The organism is Trichocoleus sp. ST-U1 (genome assembly GCF_039961835.1).
Lineage (GTDB): Bacteria > Cyanobacteriota > Cyanobacteriia > Cyanobacteriales > FACHB-T130 > FACHB-T130.
On sequence record NZ_JAMPJZ010000058.1, the window covers coordinates 13,732 to 34,060 of the forward strand.

Consider the following 20,329-nt stretch of genomic DNA (forward strand, 5'->3'; position numbering starts at 1 on the left):
CAACTCATATTACGTAACAGCCTGTATTCGTAGCTATGATGCTTTAATTTCCTGAATCGCCCAGCCAATTACTTCTAAAAACTGCTTCGTTATCAACTCATCCTTCAGTGCAAACAAGGGAATATACCAGTTATAGGCATTAACAGAAATCGAGTTACCTAGGACTAATTTTAAGCGGTTGAGAAGTTCAGTCTTTTTGTCTTCCAAGTTAAATGGAGGTTCGTAGGCATAAATCTCAATTTTGCCACCACTCCAAATTGTGAAAAACTTTCTGGTTTCTCCTTTGTAACTGATTATTCTGGGGATCAGAGACCCTTCAATTTTTCCTTTCCCCCAACTCACCTGCATTTTTTCACAATTTATCCAGTTGAAAACGCTTCTGGCAGCTTGAGCTACATCACTCCCTTTTTTAGCCTCTAATTCTTGAAAGAACAAGGACTCATTCCATTGCTTACTCTCATAATTTAGTAGAGATTGCGTTGATTTTCCTGCTACTGTTTGACCAATAATTCTAGGAACAAGAGTTTTTAAACCTTGACCAACGTATTGGTTAATTTCAATTGCCAATACTTCCGCTGGATTCATTTGTTTATTTAAAAACTCCACGATACGTTGAAGTTCAGGAGGAATCTTGTCAGCAACAAAGACTAGACGGACTTTGCCAGCTTGCAGATTTGTCTTGACCTTTTCCCAAAACTCAGATGGGTTAGCATCAGCACCTAGAAAATTGCTTAGTATCTGTTCAGAATCTTGACTTTTTATCTGACAATTAGCGTTAAATTGGGCAATGATTTTCTCAACAGGCCAATAAACCACTGCATTAGCAGCATAGTCGAGCATCTGTCCAACTACCTCTCGCCGGATGCGGGTGTCAGTGCTACGCTTAACTTCCACTAAGGTGGGAATTCCATCTTGGTCGAGAAATAAATGGTCGAGTGCCCATCGGTCGAAACCATTTTCTTCAGATGGCACGGGCATCTCTTCTGAAACTAACAACCAACGTCTCGGTGCAGCACTGTTGATCTGGTCGCCAGCCAACAAACTCGGATAGTCGGCTAGCAGTTTTTGCAGCAAAGCTTCCGAGTCATAGGGCTGTTCGATCATTTCAACCAGCTGACCCTTGTCTTGAATTAGGTAAATAGCGCCTGTCATCAAAATTCCCTTGGGTTGACCTAATTTAAGGTTCCCGTTTTCAAGGTTCGATGTTACATCGCGATTAGATTTTGCCTATGAACAGGCTGGTCTGTTTATGACTATGCGATTTCCAAGCAGCCGCCGGGTAGTTCAACCGTGAGGATGCGATCGCTTCCCACTTTCACTTTCCCACTCTCTGTTGCAACAAACCCTTATCCGTGGCGTTCTTCACGGAACAGGCGCAAGATATAAGCTCCAGCCGGGGTTTCCCGTAACTCTTTAATTGCTCCTGCTATTTCATCCGGTAACTCATCTAAGTGGGGCAGACTCGCCCCATACTCGGCAGGCAGTACAGCCGGAGCCGCGAGACAGGCAAATGTGAGGTCTGCTGCCGAAAAGCGATCGCCAACTAAGTAGGAACGTTCATCTGCCAACCGCGCGTTGACGTTCTCGAAGATGCGCTTAACCTTGTCATGGGCACTGGCTGACGATTCTGCCGTGATATTGTAGCCTCGCCGTGCCGCCTCGCGAATCAACGGAAAGACAAATGGAAATGACGCCCGCTCCACAGGGGGTACACCATCGCACCACAGCCTCCGCATCAATTGGCGGTCATCTAGCAGATAAAAGTACGCCCAAAGACGGATACTGGGGCCGAGCTGCTTGTTGAACAAATCTTCGAGTTTTTTCACTTCGCGGCGCAGTTTGGGATCGGCTGGGTAAAATTTTTTACTTTCAGCCGTTATGCCATCTAGATACTGCAAGATGTCCGAAGAATCGCTCAAAGTACCCGCTTCCGTTACTAGAACCGGAGTTGTTTGTCCGCCGCCATTTTTGCGGGTGGCTAGCCGATGAAAAAGCGGCATATGGCGTTCTTCAATGTAGGGAACCTCAAGACGTTCTAATGCCCATCGTGCTTTTTCGCAGTAATGGCTGACGGAGATGGTAATGAGCCGGGGAGCCTTTTCTGGCTGCTTTTGCATTTTTGCTAGATCGCGCGATGTGCAACTTTACAGTGTAATTCCCGACAATTGAGCGAGGGACTAGGGGAATCGAACCAACAGAGCTGTTCGGGTTTTGCTCCCCCAATCCCCATTTATCGGAAGGCTAAGAAAAAGCACATCGGATTATATCTGACCTGCGAATACACGCTCCGCTGGTCCTGTCATGTAAACTCGCTGGTCTATTTCCGACCATTCGATTTCCAAACAGCCGCCGGGTAATTCAACGGTGGCGATGCGATCGCTCTTTCCGGTCAATACTCCAGCAACCACAGTCGCACAAGCACCCGTCCCGCACGCTAAAGTTGTCCCCGCACCGCGTTCCCAGACCCGCATTTTCAGGTAATCCGGGCGCACGACTTGAATAAACTCGGTGTTAGTCCGCTTGGGAAAAACAGGATGATGCTCGAACTGGGGACCAATATTTTCTAAAGGAATCGCGGCAACATCCTCCACAAACGTGATGCAGTGAGGATTCCCCATGCTGACACAAGTTACCAACCAAGTAGCATCCGCGACTTCTAAAGGTTGCGCGATTACTTTCTCGTCAGCAGCACCCAGCGTCGTGGGAATTTCCGCTGCCAGTAGTCCCGGCATTCCCATATCGACGGTGACTTTCCCATCCGGCTTTATGTGCGGTGTCATGACACCCGCCAGGGTATGAATCCGATATTGAATTTCTTGAGTAGATTTTCCTTCTAAATCAGCGATAAATTGGGCTAAACAGCGAATGCCATTGCCGCACATTTCCGGTTCGGAACCATCGGAGTTGAAAATCCGCATGGTGTAGTCGGTGCCATCTTGTCCCGGCATGGCAAAAATCACGCCGTCGGCACCGATACCGAAGTGGCGATCGCAAAACTTGACCGCTTGTTCTGGCGTTACCTTGGGTTCTGATGAGGAACGATTGTCAATCAGAATGAAATCGTTTCCCAGTCCGTGATACTTAGTAAACTCGATTCCCATTTAGCAATCCTTCGATTCGCAATTTTCGATTAGCATAAACTATGGAATGGGTAATGGTTAATGGCAGTCCTTCAATCCTGAAATCTGGCAATTCGCATTAGGAAAAATCTTGCATTATGACAACTGAACTGGAAACAGGCTTACCAAGCACTCGCCTCGTCCAAACATTTGTGAAAGAGGGACAAAGGGTTGAACTGAAACTCCTCACGAACGATGTACTCGTTGGTAAACTGCGTTGGCAAGATCAGAACTGTATTTGTCTACAAGATGAATCGAATCAGCAAACGCTGGTTTGGCGACACGCGATCGCTTATGTGCAGCCAAAGTAATCGGGAATCGGTAATCGGGAATCGGTAATCACTTCCCCAATGACTGATTACCTTGATTCGCCTGTTCGCTGATTATCAGAGGGAAGATGCTCTTGTATCGCTTCGCTTACTGGCAAGTTGAGCGTAGGGACTGGGAAAACCGGAGGCTCAGATTCGGGTGCCAACAACTGTTGCACCTGATTGAGGGGAAAACTGCCGCCGCATAAGAGCAGCTGATCGCCCGCTTGCAGCTCGGTATCGCCCCCCGGAAAGCGGATGAACTTGCCATCTCGCCGAATTGCTTGCACTTGCACCCCGTACTGGCGGCGAATATGCAGCTCAGAGAGAGGCTTACCGGCAACTGGGCTGGACTCTGGAACCTGCAACCACTGACAGGGAGCGGTTTGGCTTGGGATTGCCACTTCACCGTTTGCCAGTTGATTAAAAGCAGCTTGTTCGTTGGATTCTCCCACCACCAAGAGGCGATCGCCCACTTCCAGAGAAGTTTGCTTGTCTGGATAGTCCACTTCTTCCCCACCAGTTCGCCGAATTGCCATCAAAGTGACACCCGTCAATCGGCGCATATCCGTCTCCTGTAGCGTCATCCCAATCAGGGGAGAGTTGGGCGGGAGGGAATACCACTTGCTATTCATTTCGGCAGTGGCAATTTGTAAGTCATGAGCAATCTCCGAAGGCGATCGCTCTGGACGCAATGCCAGGTAATGGCTATTGCGAATTTGCTGCATTTCCTTCTGGATCTGCCATGTCGGCAATCCACTACCGGCTAATAGATGCGCCGCCAGTTCTAAACTCGCTTCAAACTCCGGTTGCACCACCTCTCGCGCCCCCAACTGATAAAGCAGTTCGATATCGTTGTTGTGGTTAGCGCGAACGACAATATCCAGATCCGGAGCCAATTCTAAAGCGCGTTTGAGGCAAAGGCGGGTACTCATCGGATCGGGAAGCGCGATCGCCATCCCCTTCGCCTTATCTACCCCCGCAGCTTCCAGTACGTGCAAACTCACCGCATTGCCATAAACATAAGAAACTTCTGCTTCTCTTAACTGCTGAATCCGGCTTTCCGACTGGTCAATCACTACCACTGGATAGTTATGCTCCTGCACCAGTTTGATCAGATTTCGTCCCACCCGTCCATAACCGCAGACCACCACATGATTTTGCAAAGGCGCATCTATCGCCACTTCCATCGGGTCATCCACCGGATCTAGATACGGCTTCAGCCAAGGCAACTCCAACAATTTTGGCACCAGCCGCATCACAAAAGGCGTCAGTACCAGCGTCACCGCAGTCGTGCCCAAAATCAGCAAGTAAACCCGCCGAGAAACCAGCCCCAAAGCTTGTCCCTCACTGGCAAGAACAAACGAAAATTCTCCAATTTGAGCTAACCCCAAACCAGCAATTACCGCCGTTTTCAGCGGATATCCAAACGCTCTGACAATCGGCGTCACAATCAAAAACTTGCCGACGAAAACTAGCAAAACCAGCCCCAGAATTAACTCTAGGTTGTTCCACAGGAAAATTGGGTCGATGAGCATCCCAATCGCCGCAAAAAACAGTGCCGCAAACACATCCCGCAACGGCTCCACATAAGTCAGGGTTTGGTCGGCATATTCCACCTCCGAAATCATTAACCCGGCGACAAATGCCCCCATTTCAATCGAAAGACCCAATGCCTCCGTGAGCAACGCAATCCCCAAACACAGTGCCACCACGCCCAATAGAAACAACTCCCGGCTTTCCGTTCGAGCGAGTAGGCGCAGCAAGGGAGGAATCAGCCAGATGCCTGCTGCCACAGCCACAGCCGCAAATAACCCAATCTGTAACAGCGCTAAAGCCACAGCCTTGCCAATCGCTTCTGGCGGTTGATCCAGCGCTGGCAAGACAGCCAGCATCAACCCCAATGCCAAATCCTGTACCACCAAAATCCCCAGCATCACCTGAGCGTGAGGCGTCCCCGTCTCATTTCGCTCCATCAGACACTTAAAGACAATTGCGGTTGAAGACAAAGACAGAATTGCCCCCAGGAAGACACCCTTCGCTGGTAAGGTACCCCACGCTCCAGTGAGTCCACAGACTGCAACCGTGACTGCAATTGTCAGGGCAATCTGTAGTCCGCCTCCACCCAAGGCGATGCCTTTAACTTTTTTTAATTCCGCAAACGAAAACTCAACGCCCAAGGCGAACAACAAAAAGGCGACGCCAAATTGAGCCAGAGTTTCTATCTGAACCAATTCTTTAATCAGTCCCAACCCCGCAGGCCCAACGACGATTCCGCCGACGATATAACCCAGTAAGGCAGGTTGCCGCAGCAGCGCTGATACCACTCCACCAACGGCTGCTGCTGCCAAAACAGATACTAAGTCAACAATCAGTCTAAAGTCTTCTTGCACAAGTTTGTTTTATGAGAACAAGTATAAAGGTATATAAACTTAGAATACAGAGTTTTATGGACTGTGCTAACGCCATTGCCTCAGGTTTCTATTGGGCAACTGGGATCAATTGAGGGAAGGCGGTGGAAACAGTCCAGGCAAGGTGATAGTCTATCCGCTAGTAATCAAGGTCATAGACAAGGTCATAGACGCTTTGTCAATTACTGGCTCGGAGAAAATTGCCTGTGATGTCGCTTAAGACTCTGCTTCAATCTCGCCATGACCGACGGCTGGTTTCTACACTCTTGTCCAGTCAAAAGTCCAAAGCGAACCGTAAAAACAAAGAATTCTTTCTGTTGCCTTTTGCTTTTTTAGTTTCTACTGCTTTGCCAGTCAAAGCTTTGCAGGTACAGGTGGCACCCAACAATCCCCAGCTTGGGGATACGCTCTCGGTCATGATTCAGACGGATTCCTCTGGTTCGCAGAGTCCCACGGTTTCTTTCAAACAGAAGACTTACCGGGCGTTTTCCCTCGGTCAAAATCGCTTTCGAGTCTTGCTACCGACAACGCCTTTAGACAAGCCGGGAACGCTACAAATTCGGGTTGCTGGTGATGGGGAAGTCAAAAACCTGTCGTTGCCATTGCGATCGCGCAATTTCCCGGTGCAACGGATTACCCTACCCCCCGGAAAAGCCGGACAATCAGCAACCCAATTTGAACTCAACCGCGTGGCAGCTTTTAAAAATTTGGTGACGCCGCAAAAGTTCTGGAATGGTCCTTTTCTCAAGCCGAACCGAGGTAGCATCACCAGTATTTACGGGGTTCGCCGTTACTACAATGGCAAGTTTGCGAATGACTACTACCATCGCGGGGTTGACTACGCGGGTGGGTATGGTTCGCCGGTAACAGCACCAGCATCGGGAAGAGTGGCGCTGGTGGGACGGGTTGCTCAGGGTTTCCGAGTTCACGGAAATGTAATTGGGGTAGATCACGGTCAAGGCGTCACCAGTATTTTTATGCACTTGAGCCGGATTGATGTCAAGGAAGGGGATTTTGTAAAAGCGGGACAGGTGATTGGGGCAATTGGTTCAACGGGAGCTTCAACGGGTCCTCACTTACATTGGGGATTGTATGTCAATAGTCTTGCCGTAGACCCAGTACCTTGGAGAACTCAAGGAGTTGAATGAGGTTTTTTGAAGTTTTGATGAATTTTTTTAGGTTTTAATGTATTTGGTGTTGTATTGAGGAAAGATTGTGGCAGGGTTGCCTCTCCGAAACGAGATTGCGAAGCATTTTTCAATGTCTTCGACTATCCCACCGGGAGCTAGTGTAGGCTTTTCCGAAGCGAAAGCTTTGCGGACGGGGATTGTAGAGAGTCATCTGAGAAGCGTAAATGTTGAATAGCCTTTGGGAAAAATCCCGAAAATTCCCAATGTCAAAGCAATATTGTTAGTTCGCTAACCGACTGATGTTAAGCCTGCGTAGTTTTGCGTATTTTGAGGCGCTGGTTATGCCAGGATAGATGAGTGGGCATGGGCGAAAAGACATCAACGCAGGTTTCGGCTTCGTTGAGGGCGTATCAACACTCGAAAACGGGCACGCACTTTTAGGGAAGCGGTAATCCCTGCCTCGCTTTCCTAGCCAACCAAAACAGTTTGGATGGGGTATCCAGCAGGATTTTTAGATGAGTATTGAAAAAATTGTTGAACAAGCCCTGCAGGATGGTTATCTGACGCCAGCGATGGAAGCAGAGGTGGGGCGCATCTGTGACACGGCTTCTGAGCTTTCGATTGAAGAATACATGGCTCTAGACCGTCTGATGGGCGCACTGTTAACTGGGGAAGTGGTTGCAGTTCCTCGAAAACAGTTCATCAATGTCATGGAAGAGTTGGTGCTGACGGAAGCGATCGCCAGAGTCGCAGAAATTGAGGCAACCAGCGATCGCGTTCTAGATGTCGGCGATATTGCTGCCTACGCGCTCAATCGCTTGCCTCCGCTGTATGCCACGACGGAGGAAGGTGCTAGCTATCAGCGAATGCGGGCAAAGGATGAACTTCAAGAGCTGATTACCCAGCAAGTGAGCGAAGCGATCGCCCGGAATCTGGATCGTCCCGAATTTTTCCCAGAACGGCAAGCGCTCAGCAAAGCGAACGACAGTGACGTGTTCAAGCAGGTGAGTTCCTTACTCCAAACCTACGCACCTAGCTTTGAACCTCAATCCAGTAACCATAGCAACGAATAATGGAAGAGTTATAAATGATGAATTTTGAGTTTTGAGTGATTAATTCAGAACTCAAAACTCAAAACTTTTCCCTCCTACCTGCGAACCAGTACGAGTGTCCCTTTCGCGACCTGCTGATAAAGCATCCGAATATCTTGATTTCGCATTCGCAAGCAGCCGTGGGAGACTGCTTGCCCGATCAGGTGTTCTTCGTTGGTGCCGTGAAACCCAATTTGATGACGCCCATCCGACCAAAAACCAATCCAGCGATCGCCTAAGGGATTATCATTCGCCCCAGATGGGATAACTTCACCCGTAATCGGTTGACGCCACGCCGGATTTTGGTTCATTTGCAAAACTTGGAACGAACCCGTGGGCGTTTCCCAACCTAACTGCCCCACCGCTACGGGGTAACTGGCTTGCAGCCGATCGTCACGGTAAACATAAACCAGGCGATCGCTCAAATCGACAACGAGATGCGATTGCCAAGCGGATGCCGCCTGAGCGGTTTCTAGCACTGAATATTCCCGAGGGGTTGAGCGGCTATTTGAAGATCGATTTTTACTCCACAAGTCTCCAAGCTGCCAACTTGCCAACTTGCCGACCTGGCGCTGACTCCGAATCGGGGAATCCAAGCTGACGGTCGTCACCCTTGAAGAACTTGTCCGCCTAGAAACTGAGAACAACACCACCGCTGTTCCAAAACAAATTAGCATCAAGCTTCGAGAGAGCGACTCATCTCTTGGCATAACGGTCTGAGCTAAGAATGATTACGGGTCAAAATAACCAACTGTAGAACATTGGGTCGTGGGTAATCATCCGGGGTCAATGACAACGGACAATTAACCATCAACCCCTGACAAACAATATTAATTCCTTGACTCAATCGTGGCTGCTAAACCTTTCGTTTTGAGCATTTGCTGCATTTCCAAAGCGCGATCGCGAGTGCTAAAAGCTCCCGCCTGCATCACCGTCCGACCGTTGGAGCGCGTGCGGAAGGCATCGGGTGCAAGCGATCGCACTAAAGCCTCTTGGCGCGAATTTTGAGCCTCCACCACAACCCGATAACGCAAACCTAGAGCCTGTTGACTACCGCCCGCTCGGCGGGGCACTCTCCCGCTAGCAGCCCGACTGTTGCCGATATTCCCCAAAGGAACATCAGGACTCGGCACTGGCAGCAAATCGGAGGAAGCTGAAGCTTGGAGAGGCTCCTGTGGTGCTACCCCGAAGTCCAGAGTCCGGGGGGCAGGCGACGGTTGAGACGGGGCGGATGACGGTAGCGCCGGTAATGTAGAAGCTGACGACGGTAGCGCTGGTAATGTCGTCGCTCTGGGCGACCGGGAAGTCGGCAGCGGCGACCGAGCAACCGGAGGCGGCGCGGGAATTTCTAGGGGTGCAGTCTGGGGCACAGGCGATATCGGCAAGGGAGACGCTGTCGCTCTGGGCTGCTGGGGCGGCACTACTGGCGACACCACCGGAGGCACCATCGGAGGCTGCAATGTTGGTAATCCGTAAGCTGACGTTCTTGCTCGCTGAGAGGTTGGGGCAGGCGGTTGAACGGAAATTTTAATCCCGGTGCTGTCAGTGGGTACCGATTGTATTGGAGTTAAAATCTCTGAGTTCGGGCGGTTAGAGAGGAGTGGCAAAGATTGAGAACTTCCACCATTCCTCGCTACTGGCTGAATCGGTGCCAGGGCTTCCTGTGGCGGCAGGGAAGCGGTGGGAAGCGGCTTCAGAAGACCGCTGGCAATGGGAGCCTCTACAAGCGGGGTGGGCGGGATTGCCATGCCCGTTAGGTCAATGCGTCCTGCCGTTTTGGCAGTGATCTCATTCCCATAGGCAGGAATCTCCTGGCTTGAAGCCTTGGTGTTAATGTCCAATAGACCATTAGCACGAAAAATATTGCCTCCCGGTTCGCCAGCCGTTCCTAAATCAGGACGAGCTTGAGAAACTGCCACTAACCCATAGCGAGTGTTGTTTTCAATAATATTATTCCGGAGAACGGGTGTTGCCTTGGTTTCGACGACGACCCCATCTTTGTTGCCACTGATGCGATTGGCAATTAGCTGCGGGGCAGCATTATGACCGATACTAATGCCAAATCCCGTATTTTCAAAGACATTTTCCCGCACTTCCGGTCGGGAAGTCCCGTAAATCGTAATCCCATTGCCCCCGTTTTCATAGAAGTAGTTGTTGCGAATGCTGGGGGCACTGTTGCCAGTGACGGCAACTCCATCATGCTTACTTCCCGTAAAGGTGTTATCCGCCACCATCAGACTGGTGGATTCAATCCAAAGACCGTAACCTCGTGGATTCGGATTCGTCACCGTGACGCCCATCAACCCCGCCTGATTTGCCCCAGCGATCGCTATATTTTGACCGCCAAAGAAACGACTGAGGAACTGACCGCCGCCAAGGATGACAATATTCTCCCCTTTGGTGCCGCGATCGCCCTGAATCGTTACACCGGCTTTGAGTCTTAAGGGAAAGGTTTCACCCGTTTCGGTGCTGTAGGTGCCGGGTGCCAGTACGATGGCGGTGTTCGGCTGAGCGACCTGCAAGGCATGAGTAATCGTTTGGAACGGTTCCTGCTCGTCTCCAGTGCCATTACTGTCATTTCCCGCAGCGGGGTTGACATACAACCGATTCATTTGTGACATCTGCGTCTGCCCGTCCGGGGGAACCTGAGCCACCGTCGGCTGTGCCTGGATTGCGGTAACGTCCAGCCAAGGGATTGCGATCGCAGTCGCGAGTCCTAAGAAAATGCGACAGGTACGAACAGACGGACGGCATTTTCTGACTAGGGCATTCAATTGACGATTGTGGGGGCATCTCAAACTCACGGCTCTACTCCTCTCAAGTTGGCACTGCAATATCGGTAAAGGCTGATGGAAGAAAGCACCTAGTTTTAGTCCATGCACACCTATTCTGGTATAGAGGCTACCCGTTTGTTTACATTTCTTACATTTCTAGAAAGACCCCAACAGCTAACAGCTCATCAACCTGAGCATCCTCTTCAAAGCGAGGAATTCGGTGGGCATTCCAAAAGAAAATTCTGTGGGGGTATTCTTTGAATGATAATACTGCTGTTAAACGCTCTTAAATAGGTAGGTACAAAAAACTAGAAAACCGTAGGCTAAAGAATTGGATAAGGACGCTACTTGCTCCTACCCCATAGACGAAATGTTACTGACTTAGTTCACATGACTTAGTTCACAATCCGCACGATATCAGCATTGTTCAGTTTGCTCAACCTTGTTAATCCCCGCATTCTATTTTTTATTCAGTTGGATAAAATATATGGGGCAATTGAGAAAATTTGGTTGGTACGTGCTACCCTGTCACTTCACAGATTTCAGAAATTAGGAAACTAGACTGCTACGATGAAAAATAATGGAGTGGTTGCGATGGGCGAGAAACACAGCGTTCGAGAGCCAGTTGGGGACTTGCTCATACAAGCACAGCCAGCGGTTTGCCGCATTCTAGACGCCAATTTAGACCGAGCCAGAGAAGGCTTGCGGATTATCGAAGAATGGTGTCGCTTTGGCGTGAATAGCTCCCAATTAGTCAATGAATGCAAGCAAATGCGACAGGAGCTAGCCAAATGGCATGGCATGGAGCTTCGGGCTGCACGGGATACCCCAGGGGATGCAGGCACAGAGTTGACCCATCCTCAAGAACAACAGCGCTCTAGCATTCAGCAGCTGTTGCAAGCCAATTTTGCTCGCGTGGAAGAAGCCCTGCGAGTGCTGGAAGAATATAGCAAGCTTTACGACCCCGATCTAGGGTCGGCGGCTAAGCAATTGCGCTATCGGGTGTATACGCTGGAGACCAATTTACTGGCTTACCGGCGACATCAGGTGCTGTTGCGATCGCATCTATACCTCGTTACTTCTGCCTCAGAACAGCTATTTTCCATCGTTGAAGCCGCCCTGCAAGGGGGACTGACTCTGGTACAGTATCGCGAAAAAATTGCCGACGATTCTGTGCGAGTCGCCCACGCTTCCAAACTCCGCCAGCTATGCCATCAATACGGTGCCCTGTTTATCATGAACGACCGGGTGGATCTGGCTTTGGCAGTGAATGCCGATGGCGTGCATCTGGGACAACAAGATATCTCCATCGCCCTCGCCCGACAGTTGCTAGGGCCACAACGCCTGGTTGGTCGCTCCACCACGAACCCGGAAGAAATGCAGCGAGCTATCCAGGAGGGTGCTGACTATATCGGAGTTGGCCCCGTTTATGAAACTCCAACCAAAGTAGATAAAGCTGCTGCTGGGCTAGACTATGTCCGCTATGCGGCCGAAAATGCCTCGATTCCCTGGTTTGCCATTGGGGGCATTGATGCGAATAACTTAAATGATGTGCTGGAGGCGGGAGCCGAACGAGTGGCAGCGGTTCGCGCCATCATGCAGGCAGATCAGCCGATGTTAATGACTCAGTATTTCCTCTCCCAGCTGAGTCGTCTGCAAACTCTCCGCTCTGTTGATGTTCGCGTTCCCCAATCTTATGTTTAGTCCGTCTGGTCAAATCACGCTGCAAGTGAATGGGGAACCCCGCACCTGCCCGCCCGACACTAAATTGCCCCAGTTGTTAGAGCATCTGGGGTTAAATCCTCGCCTAGTGGCGGTTGAGTACAACGGTGAGATTCTCCATCGACAGTTTTGGTCGCAAACGGAGATCAAAGAGGGGGACGCGATTGAAATCGTCACCATCGTCGGCGGCGGCTAATTGGAACCTCAGAGATGAAGATTGAACAAGGAATGGCTGAAGATAAATTCTCGGTTGTTTCTCGGAAAACAGCCACAAGATTTACTCCCCATACTGTACTTTTCATCTGTGGTTTCTAGTCCAGTTCCTGGGTAACGCACAGCGATTCGCGTTATCCCTCATCCGTCATCCTTTCGAGTACGGATTCCCCGTGAGGAAATCCGCCCCGCATTGATCCCGCGCCAGTCGGGTGGAGGCGATACATTAAAGATGTAGCTCGGATCGCTCGATAGTTAGGAAGATGCTAGGAGTTGCTGCCAGCCGCTACAGTTTTAATCAGATTGAATAGGCACAGTATGTATGCGTAATAAACTGCTTTCAGCAATTAAACCCCTTTTGAAATCTTTGTTCGTCTTTGGTCTGATCCTTACCCTGACGCTAGGTCATGCTGACGGAGCCTTAGCAGCTCGCTCAGGCGGTCGGATTGGAGGGGGTTCTTTTAGAGCGCCCAGCCGCAGCTATTCGCCTCCTAGCCGCACCTACGCGCCACCGTCCGGCGGATACTATCCGGCTCCTTATCCTGGGGGTGGATTTGGGGGTGGATTTGGGTTCCCGTTGCTATTTCCCTTCTTTGGCATCGGGGGCGGATTTGGCGGTCTGTTTACGATTTTGATTTTCCTGGGGATCGCTAACTTCTTGGTTTCCAGCTTCCGTCGCGTGGGTGTTGGTGACGCAGGGGAAGCCGATTCGCTGGGCTACGGCAATCCCAAAGTTTCTGTGGCAGAGGTGCAAGTGGGTCTTTTGGCAGAAGCTCGCAGCTTGCAAGGAGAATTAGACGAGTTGGCGCGTACATCTGATATGAGTTCCGCCATCGGTCGTGCCCAAGTGCTTCAAGAAAGTACCCTAGCTTTGCTACGTCACCCGGAATACTGGGTGTATGGGGCAGCAGAATCTCAGCAAACAGCGTTACAAGCCGCAGAAGCCAAGTTTAATCAGCTAGCTCTGGGTGAACGCAGCAAAGTCACCGAAGAGACTCTCTCGAACGTCAATAATCAGCTCAAGGCAGCAACGCCCAAAGCATCTTTACCGGCGGGATCTGAGGAAGCTGGCAAGCTGGCAAATCAGGTGATGGCAGAAGGTCCTGGTGAATACATTATTGTGACGATTTTGGTGGGTGCCGAAGGCAATCTGCAACTACCGAAAATCAACAGCACTGACGATTTGCGTCAAGCCTTGCGTCAGATTGGTGGCATCGGGAGCGATCGCCTACTTGCAGTAGAAATTCTCTGGGCACCTCAGGCAGAAGGCGACACGCTTACCTCTGATGATTTGCTGGCTGAGTATCCCAATCTGAAACTTGTTTAACCCGCAATGGGTAAGGGCACTCTTGCTATGCGCCCCTATCTATTTCTCCTGAAAAGGAGGCTGGTAATCAGCCTCCTTTTTCAATTTTGACGGCGGCTCAATAGGAGCCATTTATAATTTACTGTATTCCCTTAAGCTGGTATTATTAGTATTAATTAAATAATGAAAATTTGTGCATTTTCTTAAAGTAAATTAACTTCCCATATAGGAAGAATTAAATTTAAGTTCATTGAATAATTTTACCAACAAATAGCTTAAATTATGACAATTTTTTGTTCATTGTTAAATTTTAAAATCCCGAAATAAGATGCAGTGACATCTCTACAAATTCAAAGCTATTTAAAGCGTTTTTGTTCGCTGCGGTAGCGGAGCAATTCAGCAACAAAAGCGACAAAACCTGACACAATCATTAGCATCACGCTGAGAGCGTTGATATCTGGTTTGACGCCAGTGCGGATGCGGCTAAAGATTTCTAGGGGTAATGTTGTGGCACCCGTACCGGCAGTGAAGCTAGCAATGAGAAAGTCGTCCATGCTGAGGACAAAAGCTAACAGGCAACCGGAAATAATTGCTGGCATTAATTCTGGAAGCAACACTTGGATAAAAGCTTGTACTGGCGTCGCCCCTAAATCGAGGGCGGCTTCTTCTAAATGGGGGTTTAAGCCGCTAATTCGAGAAGAAACTACCAAGGCGACGTAGGCAAGACAAAAGACGACATGAGCTGCCACAATTGTCCACAAGCTCAACGGCATACCAATAACGGCTAAAAATACCAGCGTGGCAACAGCGATCGCAATATCGGGAATAATCAGCGGCAGGTAAGAAACGCCGCGATACAAGGTTTTCCCCGGAAAGGTATAACGGGCTAAACCAACTGCCATTATGGTGCCTAATACGGCAGCGATCGCTACTGCACACAAAGCCACGGTTAAGCTATTTTGCAGCGCCGTCAGGATACGGGTATCCTGAAACAGCTTTAGATACCATTTGAGGGTGAATCCTTCCCAACCGGCACTATAGGTAGACTCGTTAAAACTATAAAACGTCAGTACCAGAATGGGCAGGTACATATAAAAGAACATCAGCAGTGTGAAAATAACCTGCCAAGAAATACGAGGTTTATCCTGGGACTTCAACATAATCTCTAAAGGGATTTCCTCCTGCTGATGGCTGACGGTGCCTGTCATTCAATTTCACCATTTGTCGGGTTTGCGATGCTGAAGAGAGCAGCCACTTCGCTACACGCTCTATGCCAACTTTCTTCACTTTACTGGATGCGATCGCGTGTTTGGAAGAGTGCGATCGCGTCTCAAGTGTTATCGTCTCCGTAAATTTCAAACTTTTGTATTATTTTATACTACCTTTCCCTGGATTAGGGTTATACTTATACAATGGGAATCTGTGCGTCCAGGTAAATTGATTTTTAGGAACCGCGAAGACGCAAAGAGCGCGAAGGAAGAGAGTGAAAGGCTAGGAAAGAGTCCACGCCGAGGCAGTAACTACAACCCGAAAACCGTGATCGCTGCACCTACTAACCAGTTCATCCCTGCTACGAACCGCACTCCGACAGTACTTAGAATTGAGAAGCCACGAACCCCCACGCAACAGCCGATATCGGTTATCTGCGCTAGACTTCCACACACTCTCATCAACAGGCGCACCATTGTAGTTATCATGCCAAATATCAGCACACCATTCCCTAACAGTTCCGTGCATATCGTATAATCCAAAGGCATTCGGAGGAAAACTCCCCACTTCCGTCGTTTCCTGACGATATTTTCCCTTCGGTGCAGAGGCGTAAGTATATCTACTGTCGTAGTTCGCTACTTTAGAAGTAATTGTATCGCCAAAGTGAAAAGGTGTAGTTGTGCCTGCACGACAAGCGTATTCCCATTGGGACTCGCTGGGTAAACGATAAATTTTTCCAGTTTTTTTCGACAGTCGCGCACAAAATTCTACAGCATCCTCCCAGGATACATTTTCTACTGGTCGATTTGTACCTTTGAAGTAGGAAGGATCTGGTTGCATCTCTCTGTTGATTTTTGGCAGAGTTGCTACGACTTTCCACTGCGCTTGTGTAATGGTGAATTTTCCTATGAAAAACGGTGCTACAGTTACTTTATGTTGCGGGCTTTCCCTGCTACTTCGCCCCTTCTCCGTGTCTGGAGAACCCATCAGGAAGGTACCGCGGGGAATTTCTACCATTTCCAATGTTACCCCACCACCTAAGTCTTCAGAGAAATATTTTGCTTGCATTCTGCGGCGGTTAGTTTCTATTCCCTGTCCGTTTACTGTTACCACATCAAAATGGAACGTTTTAAGCGGTAAAGGTTGGGGAAGATTCAGAATTGTTGGCGCTACAGATAACTTTTGCAGAGTTAATGCATTTATTACATCTTCGGCTGATTGATATCGCCGTTTCGCACCTCTTTGGATCATCTTATCTAAGATGCTACGCAACTCATCACTTACAGAATTTTGCAAGTAATTCTGCCAAACCCAAGCATCTTCATCAGTATCGAATAACTCTAAAGGCTCAACATTAGTCAGCAAATGAATGCAGGTGACACCCAAACTATATAAATCGCTGGCAAAAATACCTTTCCCTACTGCTTGTTCTGGTGCAATATATCGAAAGTCACCAATCACTGTTCCAGTTCTGGCTAATGCGGTTCCTGTCGCAAATTTAGCTGCACCAAAATCTACTAACACCAGTTGATTATCAACCTGACGACGAATGATATTCTCTGGCTTAATATCCCGGTGAATTACCTGCTTACTATGCACAAATTCCAATACGCGCAGCAAGTCTGTCAGCAAGCTGCGAATTTCGGTTTCGCTGAAAGCACCTTTTTGTTCTAATATTTGGGCTAAATTTTGCCCGTTGATAAATTGTTGCACCAAATATTGACGGTTCTCTTCCTCAAAATGGGCTAACAATTCCGGAATCTGCGGATGATTACCTAATTCCTCTAGCCGTACAGCTTCTTGATGGAATAATTCTGCTGCTTTATTAGCTGTATCCGTACCCTGTTGTATCGGGAAAAATTGCTTAATTACACAAGCTGGTTTGGACGGTTTCGCTTCATCAATTGCCCGAAAAGTCCTACCAAACCCGCCTTGTCCAAGTGGTGCCAAAGCCCGGTAACGCCCTAAAAATACCAGCTTCGTCCCGCAGTTTTTACAAAATTTGTCATTGTGGGAGTTTTGGCACTTCTGACACGCGGGATTTAAGCAATAACTCATAAATAATTGGAAATTTGATTTAGCGTAGATTGGGTTAAGGTAAGGAAATCCAACCCCTCTAAACAATTTGGTGAGGTTCGTTTCTCAACCCAACTTACAGTTATTCTATCCAGTGAATTAGTCAGCGCTTACTGACTAATCAATCATTATTCAATTCAAAAAATACTTTATATGGGCGCACAGATTCCCATTATATAAGGCTAGCACTTGCGCTAATACTTATCTAGTACCTATGGCGAATATTCAACAAAAATTTTAGATATTTTCTGAAAATAATGGTACGTTACACTATCGTCAACGCACCTTATCTATTGGTCTTATTTTTGCGGTGTGCTATCGCCGTATTTAATCAAAAGCGCGATCGCTATACTAACAGCAAAAATTAATACCATACTCAAAGATGAGCCAAATCCCCAATTCTGAGTCGCACCTAAAAACTGGTTATAAATCAAGCGGGATATCGTCATACTGGAAGCACCGCCCAGCAATTCTGGATCGACAAAATCACCTAAAGTGCTAATAAATACTAGCAAAGAACCCGCCGCAATTCCTGGTAGCGTTTGCGGGACAGTCACTTTCCAAAAAGTGTCAATCGGATTTGCCCCCAAATCCGCAGATGCCTCTAGCAACCGCCGATCCAGTTTTTCTACCGAAGCGTAAAGAATTAACACCATGTAGGGCAAATAACTGTAACCCATGCCAATAAACACGGCTGAACTCTGGTTCAGCAACTCCAAAGCCGGAAGCCCTAAAGTCGTTAACATCGTGTTCAGGACGCCAGTAGGACGCAAAATTGTAATCCAGGCGTAAGAACGCAGCAGCGATGATGTCCACAAAGGCAAGACAAAGCCTAGTAGCAGCAAATTTCGCCACTGTTTTGGTGCCATTTGCCCAATCCAGTAGGCAACCGGGAATCCGAGTAAAAGACAAACGATTGTAGTGCCAATTGCAAAGAATAGCGATCGCCCGATTACCTGCAAGTAAACTGGTTGAAACACCAGCGTATAGTTATCCAAACCGCTGGGATTCACCACATCCCCAGGTCGGATTCCTGGCACTAAACTCAGCTGAAAAATCACCAGCGTTGGCAGCACTAGCAACAAACCCAACCAGATACCAGCAGGACCCAGCAGCGCCATTGGTTCCAACCACTTCAAGCCTGGGCGTCTGCTGCCCATTAGCACTGGCGATTCGATTCCATCAGAGGGAGTGGGATTGGGGATAGAGGGAGGAGACGTTGGGGTAGACACGACAGAAAAAAGTTTTGAGTTTTGAGTTTTGAGTTTTGAGTTATTAATGAAAGATGATTGATATGAAGTATCAATTATTGCTTCAATTCATCATTCAAAACTCAAGATTATTTAATGTTAGCTGCTCGTCAATCGAGTCCAATAGGATTCATAAACTTCGGCAACTTTTCCAAGCGGCGCAACGCCTTCGCATTGGGCAAGTACCGCCTCTGGGGGAAATAAAATTTGATTGTTACGGATTTCATCAGGTAGCTGATTGTAGCCAGCTTGATTGGGTGTCGCGAAACTTAAACGTTCGCAAATCTGAGCGGCGACATCAGGTTGCAACATAAAGTTAATCCAGGCATAAGCTCCTTCTGGATTGGGAGCTGTTATCGGAACGACCAGTGTGTCAGTCCACACCGAAGAACCACTCCGAGGAATTAGATATTGTAAGTTTTTATTTTCTGGAATAATTTCATTGGCATCGGATGAAAATCCCATTGCCAGCAGCAAATCCCCAGTTAAAATTTGAGTTCTCCAGGCATCAGAGGTGAAAGAAGCGAGGGCCGGTTTGAGCGCCATTAACTTTTCATACGCCTGTTTAATCTGCTGCGGGTCTTTTGAGTTGTAAGAGTACCCCAGCATTTTCAACACCGCACCCATTACTTCCCGAACATCATTCAGCAAGGTCATCCTTCGAGAAAGTGCCTGCTGATTGTCCCAGAGATAATTCCAATCTGCTGGTGGTTGCTTCAGCTTCTGGGTGTTGTAAATGAGACCCGTTGTTCCCCAACTCAGAGGTATGCTGTAGCGGTTTTCTGGGTCATAGACGGGATTCTGGAAGCGGGGAAACAACCGATCCAAACCTACCACACGGGAGCGATCGATTTCACTGAGCAAGCCCAGTTCCACCATCTTCCTCACCGTATAGTCAGATGGGTAAATAATGCTGTAGTCCCCGCCTCCCAATGCTTGAATCCTGGCTAGCATCGCTTCGTTGGAATCATAGACATCAGCAATGACCTTGATTCCAGTCTCTTTGGTAAAGCGTTTTAACAAATCCTCATCGGTATAGCCAGCCCAAGTGTAGAGATACAATAACTTGTTGTTGGATGCATCAGAGTTGGCGGGTGCCGAGCGCACTTGGGCAAGCGTCCAGCCGCAACCAGACATTGCCAGTCCGAGGGTAGCAGCAGCTGACGTTTGTAAAAACCTACGTCGTGTTGAGTGTTGTGGGTTCGTCCGTTGAGCAGTTGGAGGCACGGGATTCAGCAAAGTTGCACGTCAATCGTCAAAATTTAGAAGAGGAAATTAAAAACTATCAAGGTGATTTTTTAGTTTTAATTTTTAATTTTTAATTTCTCTTTAACAGTATCTTACAGATTGCTCTATAGGGAGCGGTTCACCTAGTTCGGGCGTCAGTATTTTGATAGGCAAACATTAGATTTGTAGGGGTTTCTCAAATTTCCAGTCGTCATCCTGACTTTGAGGAGATAGCCCCGGAGTGATTGAATCGGTCGCTGAGTCAATTTGTCAAGTTCTGGGGGAAAGGAGCGCAAAATCAGTGCAGCAAAGGGCTGGCAGTCATCGATGGGAATGAATACTTTTTAATGTTTGGTGGTAGCCGGAAGCGATCGCTTCCGGCGTCTCTAGCCAACGACCAATGGGTTGACCGGGTTCCCCGAAAGCAAGCGATTGCTCTGGTCTGACCATGAGATTCTAACCCTTATAGAAACTGGATTCAGCCCGGTCGCTT

The 20,329-nt window shown here is 48.5% G+C and carries 18 protein-coding genes; 7 read left to right on the forward strand and 11 right to left on the reverse strand.

Features of this window, described 5'->3' with window-relative positions:
* Window positions 1-33: 33 nt before the first annotated feature.
* The 3 genes from NDA06_RS18745 to dapF form a co-directional block, all read right to left on the reverse strand.
* Window positions 34-1,152 carry a hypothetical protein gene (locus NDA06_RS18745; RefSeq protein WP_190985054.1) on the reverse strand — a complete coding sequence of 373 codons (1,119 nt, stop codon included), beginning with the start codon at window positions 1,150-1,152 and terminating at the stop codon, window positions 34-36.
* A 194-nt stretch (window positions 1,153-1,346) separates the two neighbouring features.
* The gene (locus NDA06_RS18750; RefSeq protein ID WP_190672143.1) at window positions 1,347-2,117 is read right to left on the reverse strand and encodes a glutathione S-transferase family protein; all 771 of its coding nucleotides are present in this window, start codon (window positions 2,115-2,117) and stop codon (window positions 1,347-1,349) included.
* A gap of 144 nt (window positions 2,118-2,261) precedes the next feature.
* Window positions 2,262-3,101: a diaminopimelate epimerase gene (gene dapF / locus NDA06_RS18755; RefSeq protein WP_190672146.1), complete on the reverse strand. Its 840-nt coding sequence runs from the start codon at window positions 3,099-3,101 to the stop codon at window positions 2,262-2,264.
* 116 nt (window positions 3,102-3,217) lie between these two features.
* Here dapF and NDA06_RS18760 point away from each other — a divergent pair, with 116 nt between their 5' ends.
* Window positions 3,218-3,430 carry an RNA chaperone Hfq gene (locus NDA06_RS18760; protein ID WP_190414975.1) on the forward strand — a complete coding sequence of 71 codons (213 nt, stop codon included), beginning with the start codon at window positions 3,218-3,220 and terminating at the stop codon, window positions 3,428-3,430.
* 47 nt (window positions 3,431-3,477) lie between these two features.
* Here the strand turns inward: NDA06_RS18760 and NDA06_RS18765 are convergent, their stop codons facing one another.
* Window positions 3,478-5,820, reverse strand: coding sequence for a cation:proton antiporter (locus NDA06_RS18765; protein WP_190985055.1), 2,343 nt, complete (start codon window positions 5,818-5,820; stop codon window positions 3,478-3,480).
* Window positions 5,821-6,047: 227 nt separating this feature from the next.
* Here NDA06_RS18765 and NDA06_RS18770 point away from each other — a divergent pair, with 227 nt between their 5' ends.
* The gene (locus NDA06_RS18770) at window positions 6,048-6,986 is read left to right on the forward strand and encodes a M23 family metallopeptidase (RefSeq protein WP_190985056.1); all 939 of its coding nucleotides are present in this window, start codon (window positions 6,048-6,050) and stop codon (window positions 6,984-6,986) included.
* A 497-nt stretch (window positions 6,987-7,483) separates the two neighbouring features.
* Window positions 7,484-8,041, forward strand: coding sequence for a late competence development ComFB family protein (locus NDA06_RS18775; protein ID WP_190414972.1), 558 nt, complete (start codon window positions 7,484-7,486; stop codon window positions 8,039-8,041).
* Window positions 8,042-8,115: 74 nt separating this feature from the next.
* Here NDA06_RS18775 and NDA06_RS18780 read toward each other — a convergent pair whose 3' ends face one another.
* Together NDA06_RS18780 and NDA06_RS18785 are read right to left on the reverse strand one after the other, a co-directional pair.
* Window positions 8,116-8,769: a L,D-transpeptidase gene (locus NDA06_RS18780; RefSeq protein ID WP_199324003.1), complete on the reverse strand. Its 654-nt coding sequence runs from the start codon at window positions 8,767-8,769 to the stop codon at window positions 8,116-8,118.
* Window positions 8,770-8,889: 120 nt separating this feature from the next.
* Window positions 8,890-10,863 (reverse strand): DUF1565 domain-containing protein, encoded by a 1,974-nt coding sequence (locus NDA06_RS18785; protein ID WP_190985057.1) that lies wholly within the window; start codon window positions 10,861-10,863, stop codon window positions 8,890-8,892.
* 564 nt (window positions 10,864-11,427) lie between these two features.
* On the opposite strand from NDA06_RS18785, the gene NDA06_RS18790 reads away from it, so the two are divergent.
* The 3 genes from NDA06_RS18790 (at window position 11,428) to NDA06_RS18800 (ending at window position 14,095) form a co-directional block, all read left to right on the forward strand.
* Entirely contained in the window at window positions 11,428-12,537 is a 1,110-nt protein-coding gene (locus NDA06_RS18790) for a thiamine phosphate synthase (RefSeq protein ID WP_190985093.1), read from the forward strand.
* Window positions 12,530-12,751, forward strand: coding sequence for a sulfur carrier protein ThiS (gene thiS, locus NDA06_RS18795; protein ID WP_190414969.1), 222 nt, complete (start codon window positions 12,530-12,532; stop codon window positions 12,749-12,751). The genes NDA06_RS18790 and thiS overlap by 8 nt, the downstream gene beginning before the upstream one ends.
* A gap of 339 nt (window positions 12,752-13,090) precedes the next feature.
* A complete protein-coding gene (locus NDA06_RS18800) occupies window positions 13,091-14,095 on the forward strand; it encodes a DUF1517 domain-containing protein (RefSeq protein WP_190985058.1) in 1,005 nt (334 codons plus the stop codon).
* Between the two features lie 335 nt (window positions 14,096-14,430).
* On the opposite strand, the gene NDA06_RS18805 is transcribed toward NDA06_RS18800, so the two are convergent.
* The 5 genes from NDA06_RS18805 to NDA06_RS18825 all read right to left on the reverse strand — a co-directional run bounded on the left by NDA06_RS18805 (window position 14,431) and on the right by NDA06_RS18825 (window position 19,746).
* Complete coding sequence (locus tag NDA06_RS18805) at window positions 14,431-15,282, reverse strand: ABC transporter permease (RefSeq protein WP_190985059.1); 852 nt, start codon at window positions 15,280-15,282, stop codon at window positions 14,431-14,433.
* Window positions 15,215-15,433, reverse strand: coding sequence for a hypothetical protein (locus tag NDA06_RS18810; RefSeq protein WP_190985060.1), 219 nt, complete (start codon window positions 15,431-15,433; stop codon window positions 15,215-15,217). Before NDA06_RS18810 ends, NDA06_RS18805 begins: the two co-directional genes overlap by 68 nt.
* A 132-nt stretch (window positions 15,434-15,565) precedes the next feature.
* Window positions 15,566-17,341, reverse strand: a complete 1,776-nt coding sequence (locus tag NDA06_RS18815) for an SUMF1/EgtB/PvdO family nonheme iron enzyme (RefSeq protein WP_190985061.1) — start codon at window positions 17,339-17,341, stop codon at window positions 15,566-15,568.
* Between the two features lie 317 nt (window positions 17,342-17,658).
* On the reverse strand, window positions 17,659-18,519 hold the full coding sequence (locus tag NDA06_RS18820) for an ABC transporter permease (protein WP_190432150.1): 861 nt from the start codon (window positions 18,517-18,519) through the stop codon (window positions 17,659-17,661).
* A 189-nt stretch (window positions 18,520-18,708) separates the two neighbouring features.
* Window positions 18,709-19,746, reverse strand: a complete 1,038-nt coding sequence (locus NDA06_RS18825) for a spermidine/putrescine ABC transporter substrate-binding protein (protein WP_190426070.1) — start codon at window positions 19,744-19,746, stop codon at window positions 18,709-18,711.
* A 335-nt stretch (window positions 19,747-20,081) separates the two neighbouring features.
* Between NDA06_RS18825 and NDA06_RS18830 the strand changes: the two genes are divergently transcribed.
* Window positions 20,082-20,282, forward strand: a complete 201-nt coding sequence (locus NDA06_RS18830) for a hypothetical protein (protein ID WP_190414965.1) — start codon at window positions 20,082-20,084, stop codon at window positions 20,280-20,282.
* Window positions 20,283-20,329: the final 47 nt, after the last annotated feature.

Coding starts and splice junctions, on each gene's coding strand:
- NDA06_RS18805 (WP_190985059.1), bottom strand. CDS start 15,282: ATGACAGGCACCGTCAGCCATCAGCAGGAGGAAATCCCTTTAGAGATT.
- dapF (WP_190672146.1), bottom strand. CDS start 3,101: ATGGGAATCGAGTTTACTAAGTATCACGGACTGGGAAACGATTTCATT.
- thiS (WP_190414969.1), top strand. CDS start 12,530: ATGTTTAGTCCGTCTGGTCAAATCACGCTGCAAGTGAATGGGGAACCC.
- NDA06_RS18825 (WP_190426070.1), bottom strand. CDS start 19,746: ATGTCTGGTTGCGGCTGGACGCTTGCCCAAGTGCGCTCGGCACCCGCC.
- NDA06_RS18815 (WP_190985061.1), bottom strand. CDS start 17,341: ATGAGTTATTGCTTAAATCCCGCGTGTCAGAAGTGCCAAAACTCCCAC.
- NDA06_RS18760 (WP_190414975.1), top strand. CDS start 3,218: ATGACAACTGAACTGGAAACAGGCTTACCAAGCACTCGCCTCGTCCAA.
- NDA06_RS18780 (WP_199324003.1), bottom strand. CDS start 8,769: ATGCCAAGAGATGAGTCGCTCTCTCGAAGCTTGATGCTAATTTGTTTT.
- NDA06_RS18770 (WP_190985056.1), top strand. CDS start 6,048: ATGTCGCTTAAGACTCTGCTTCAATCTCGCCATGACCGACGGCTGGTT.
- NDA06_RS18790 (WP_190985093.1), top strand. CDS start 11,428: ATGGGCGAGAAACACAGCGTTCGAGAGCCAGTTGGGGACTTGCTCATA.
- NDA06_RS18820 (WP_190432150.1), bottom strand. CDS start 18,519: ATGGGCAGCAGACGCCCAGGCTTGAAGTGGTTGGAACCAATGGCGCTG.
- NDA06_RS18750 (WP_190672143.1), bottom strand. CDS start 2,117: ATGCAAAAGCAGCCAGAAAAGGCTCCCCGGCTCATTACCATCTCCGTC.
- NDA06_RS18775 (WP_190414972.1), top strand. CDS start 7,484: ATGAGTATTGAAAAAATTGTTGAACAAGCCCTGCAGGATGGTTATCTG.
- NDA06_RS18745 (WP_190985054.1), bottom strand. CDS start 1,152: ATGACAGGCGCTATTTACCTAATTCAAGACAAGGGTCAGCTGGTTGAA.
- NDA06_RS18800 (WP_190985058.1), top strand. CDS start 13,091: ATGCGTAATAAACTGCTTTCAGCAATTAAACCCCTTTTGAAATCTTTG.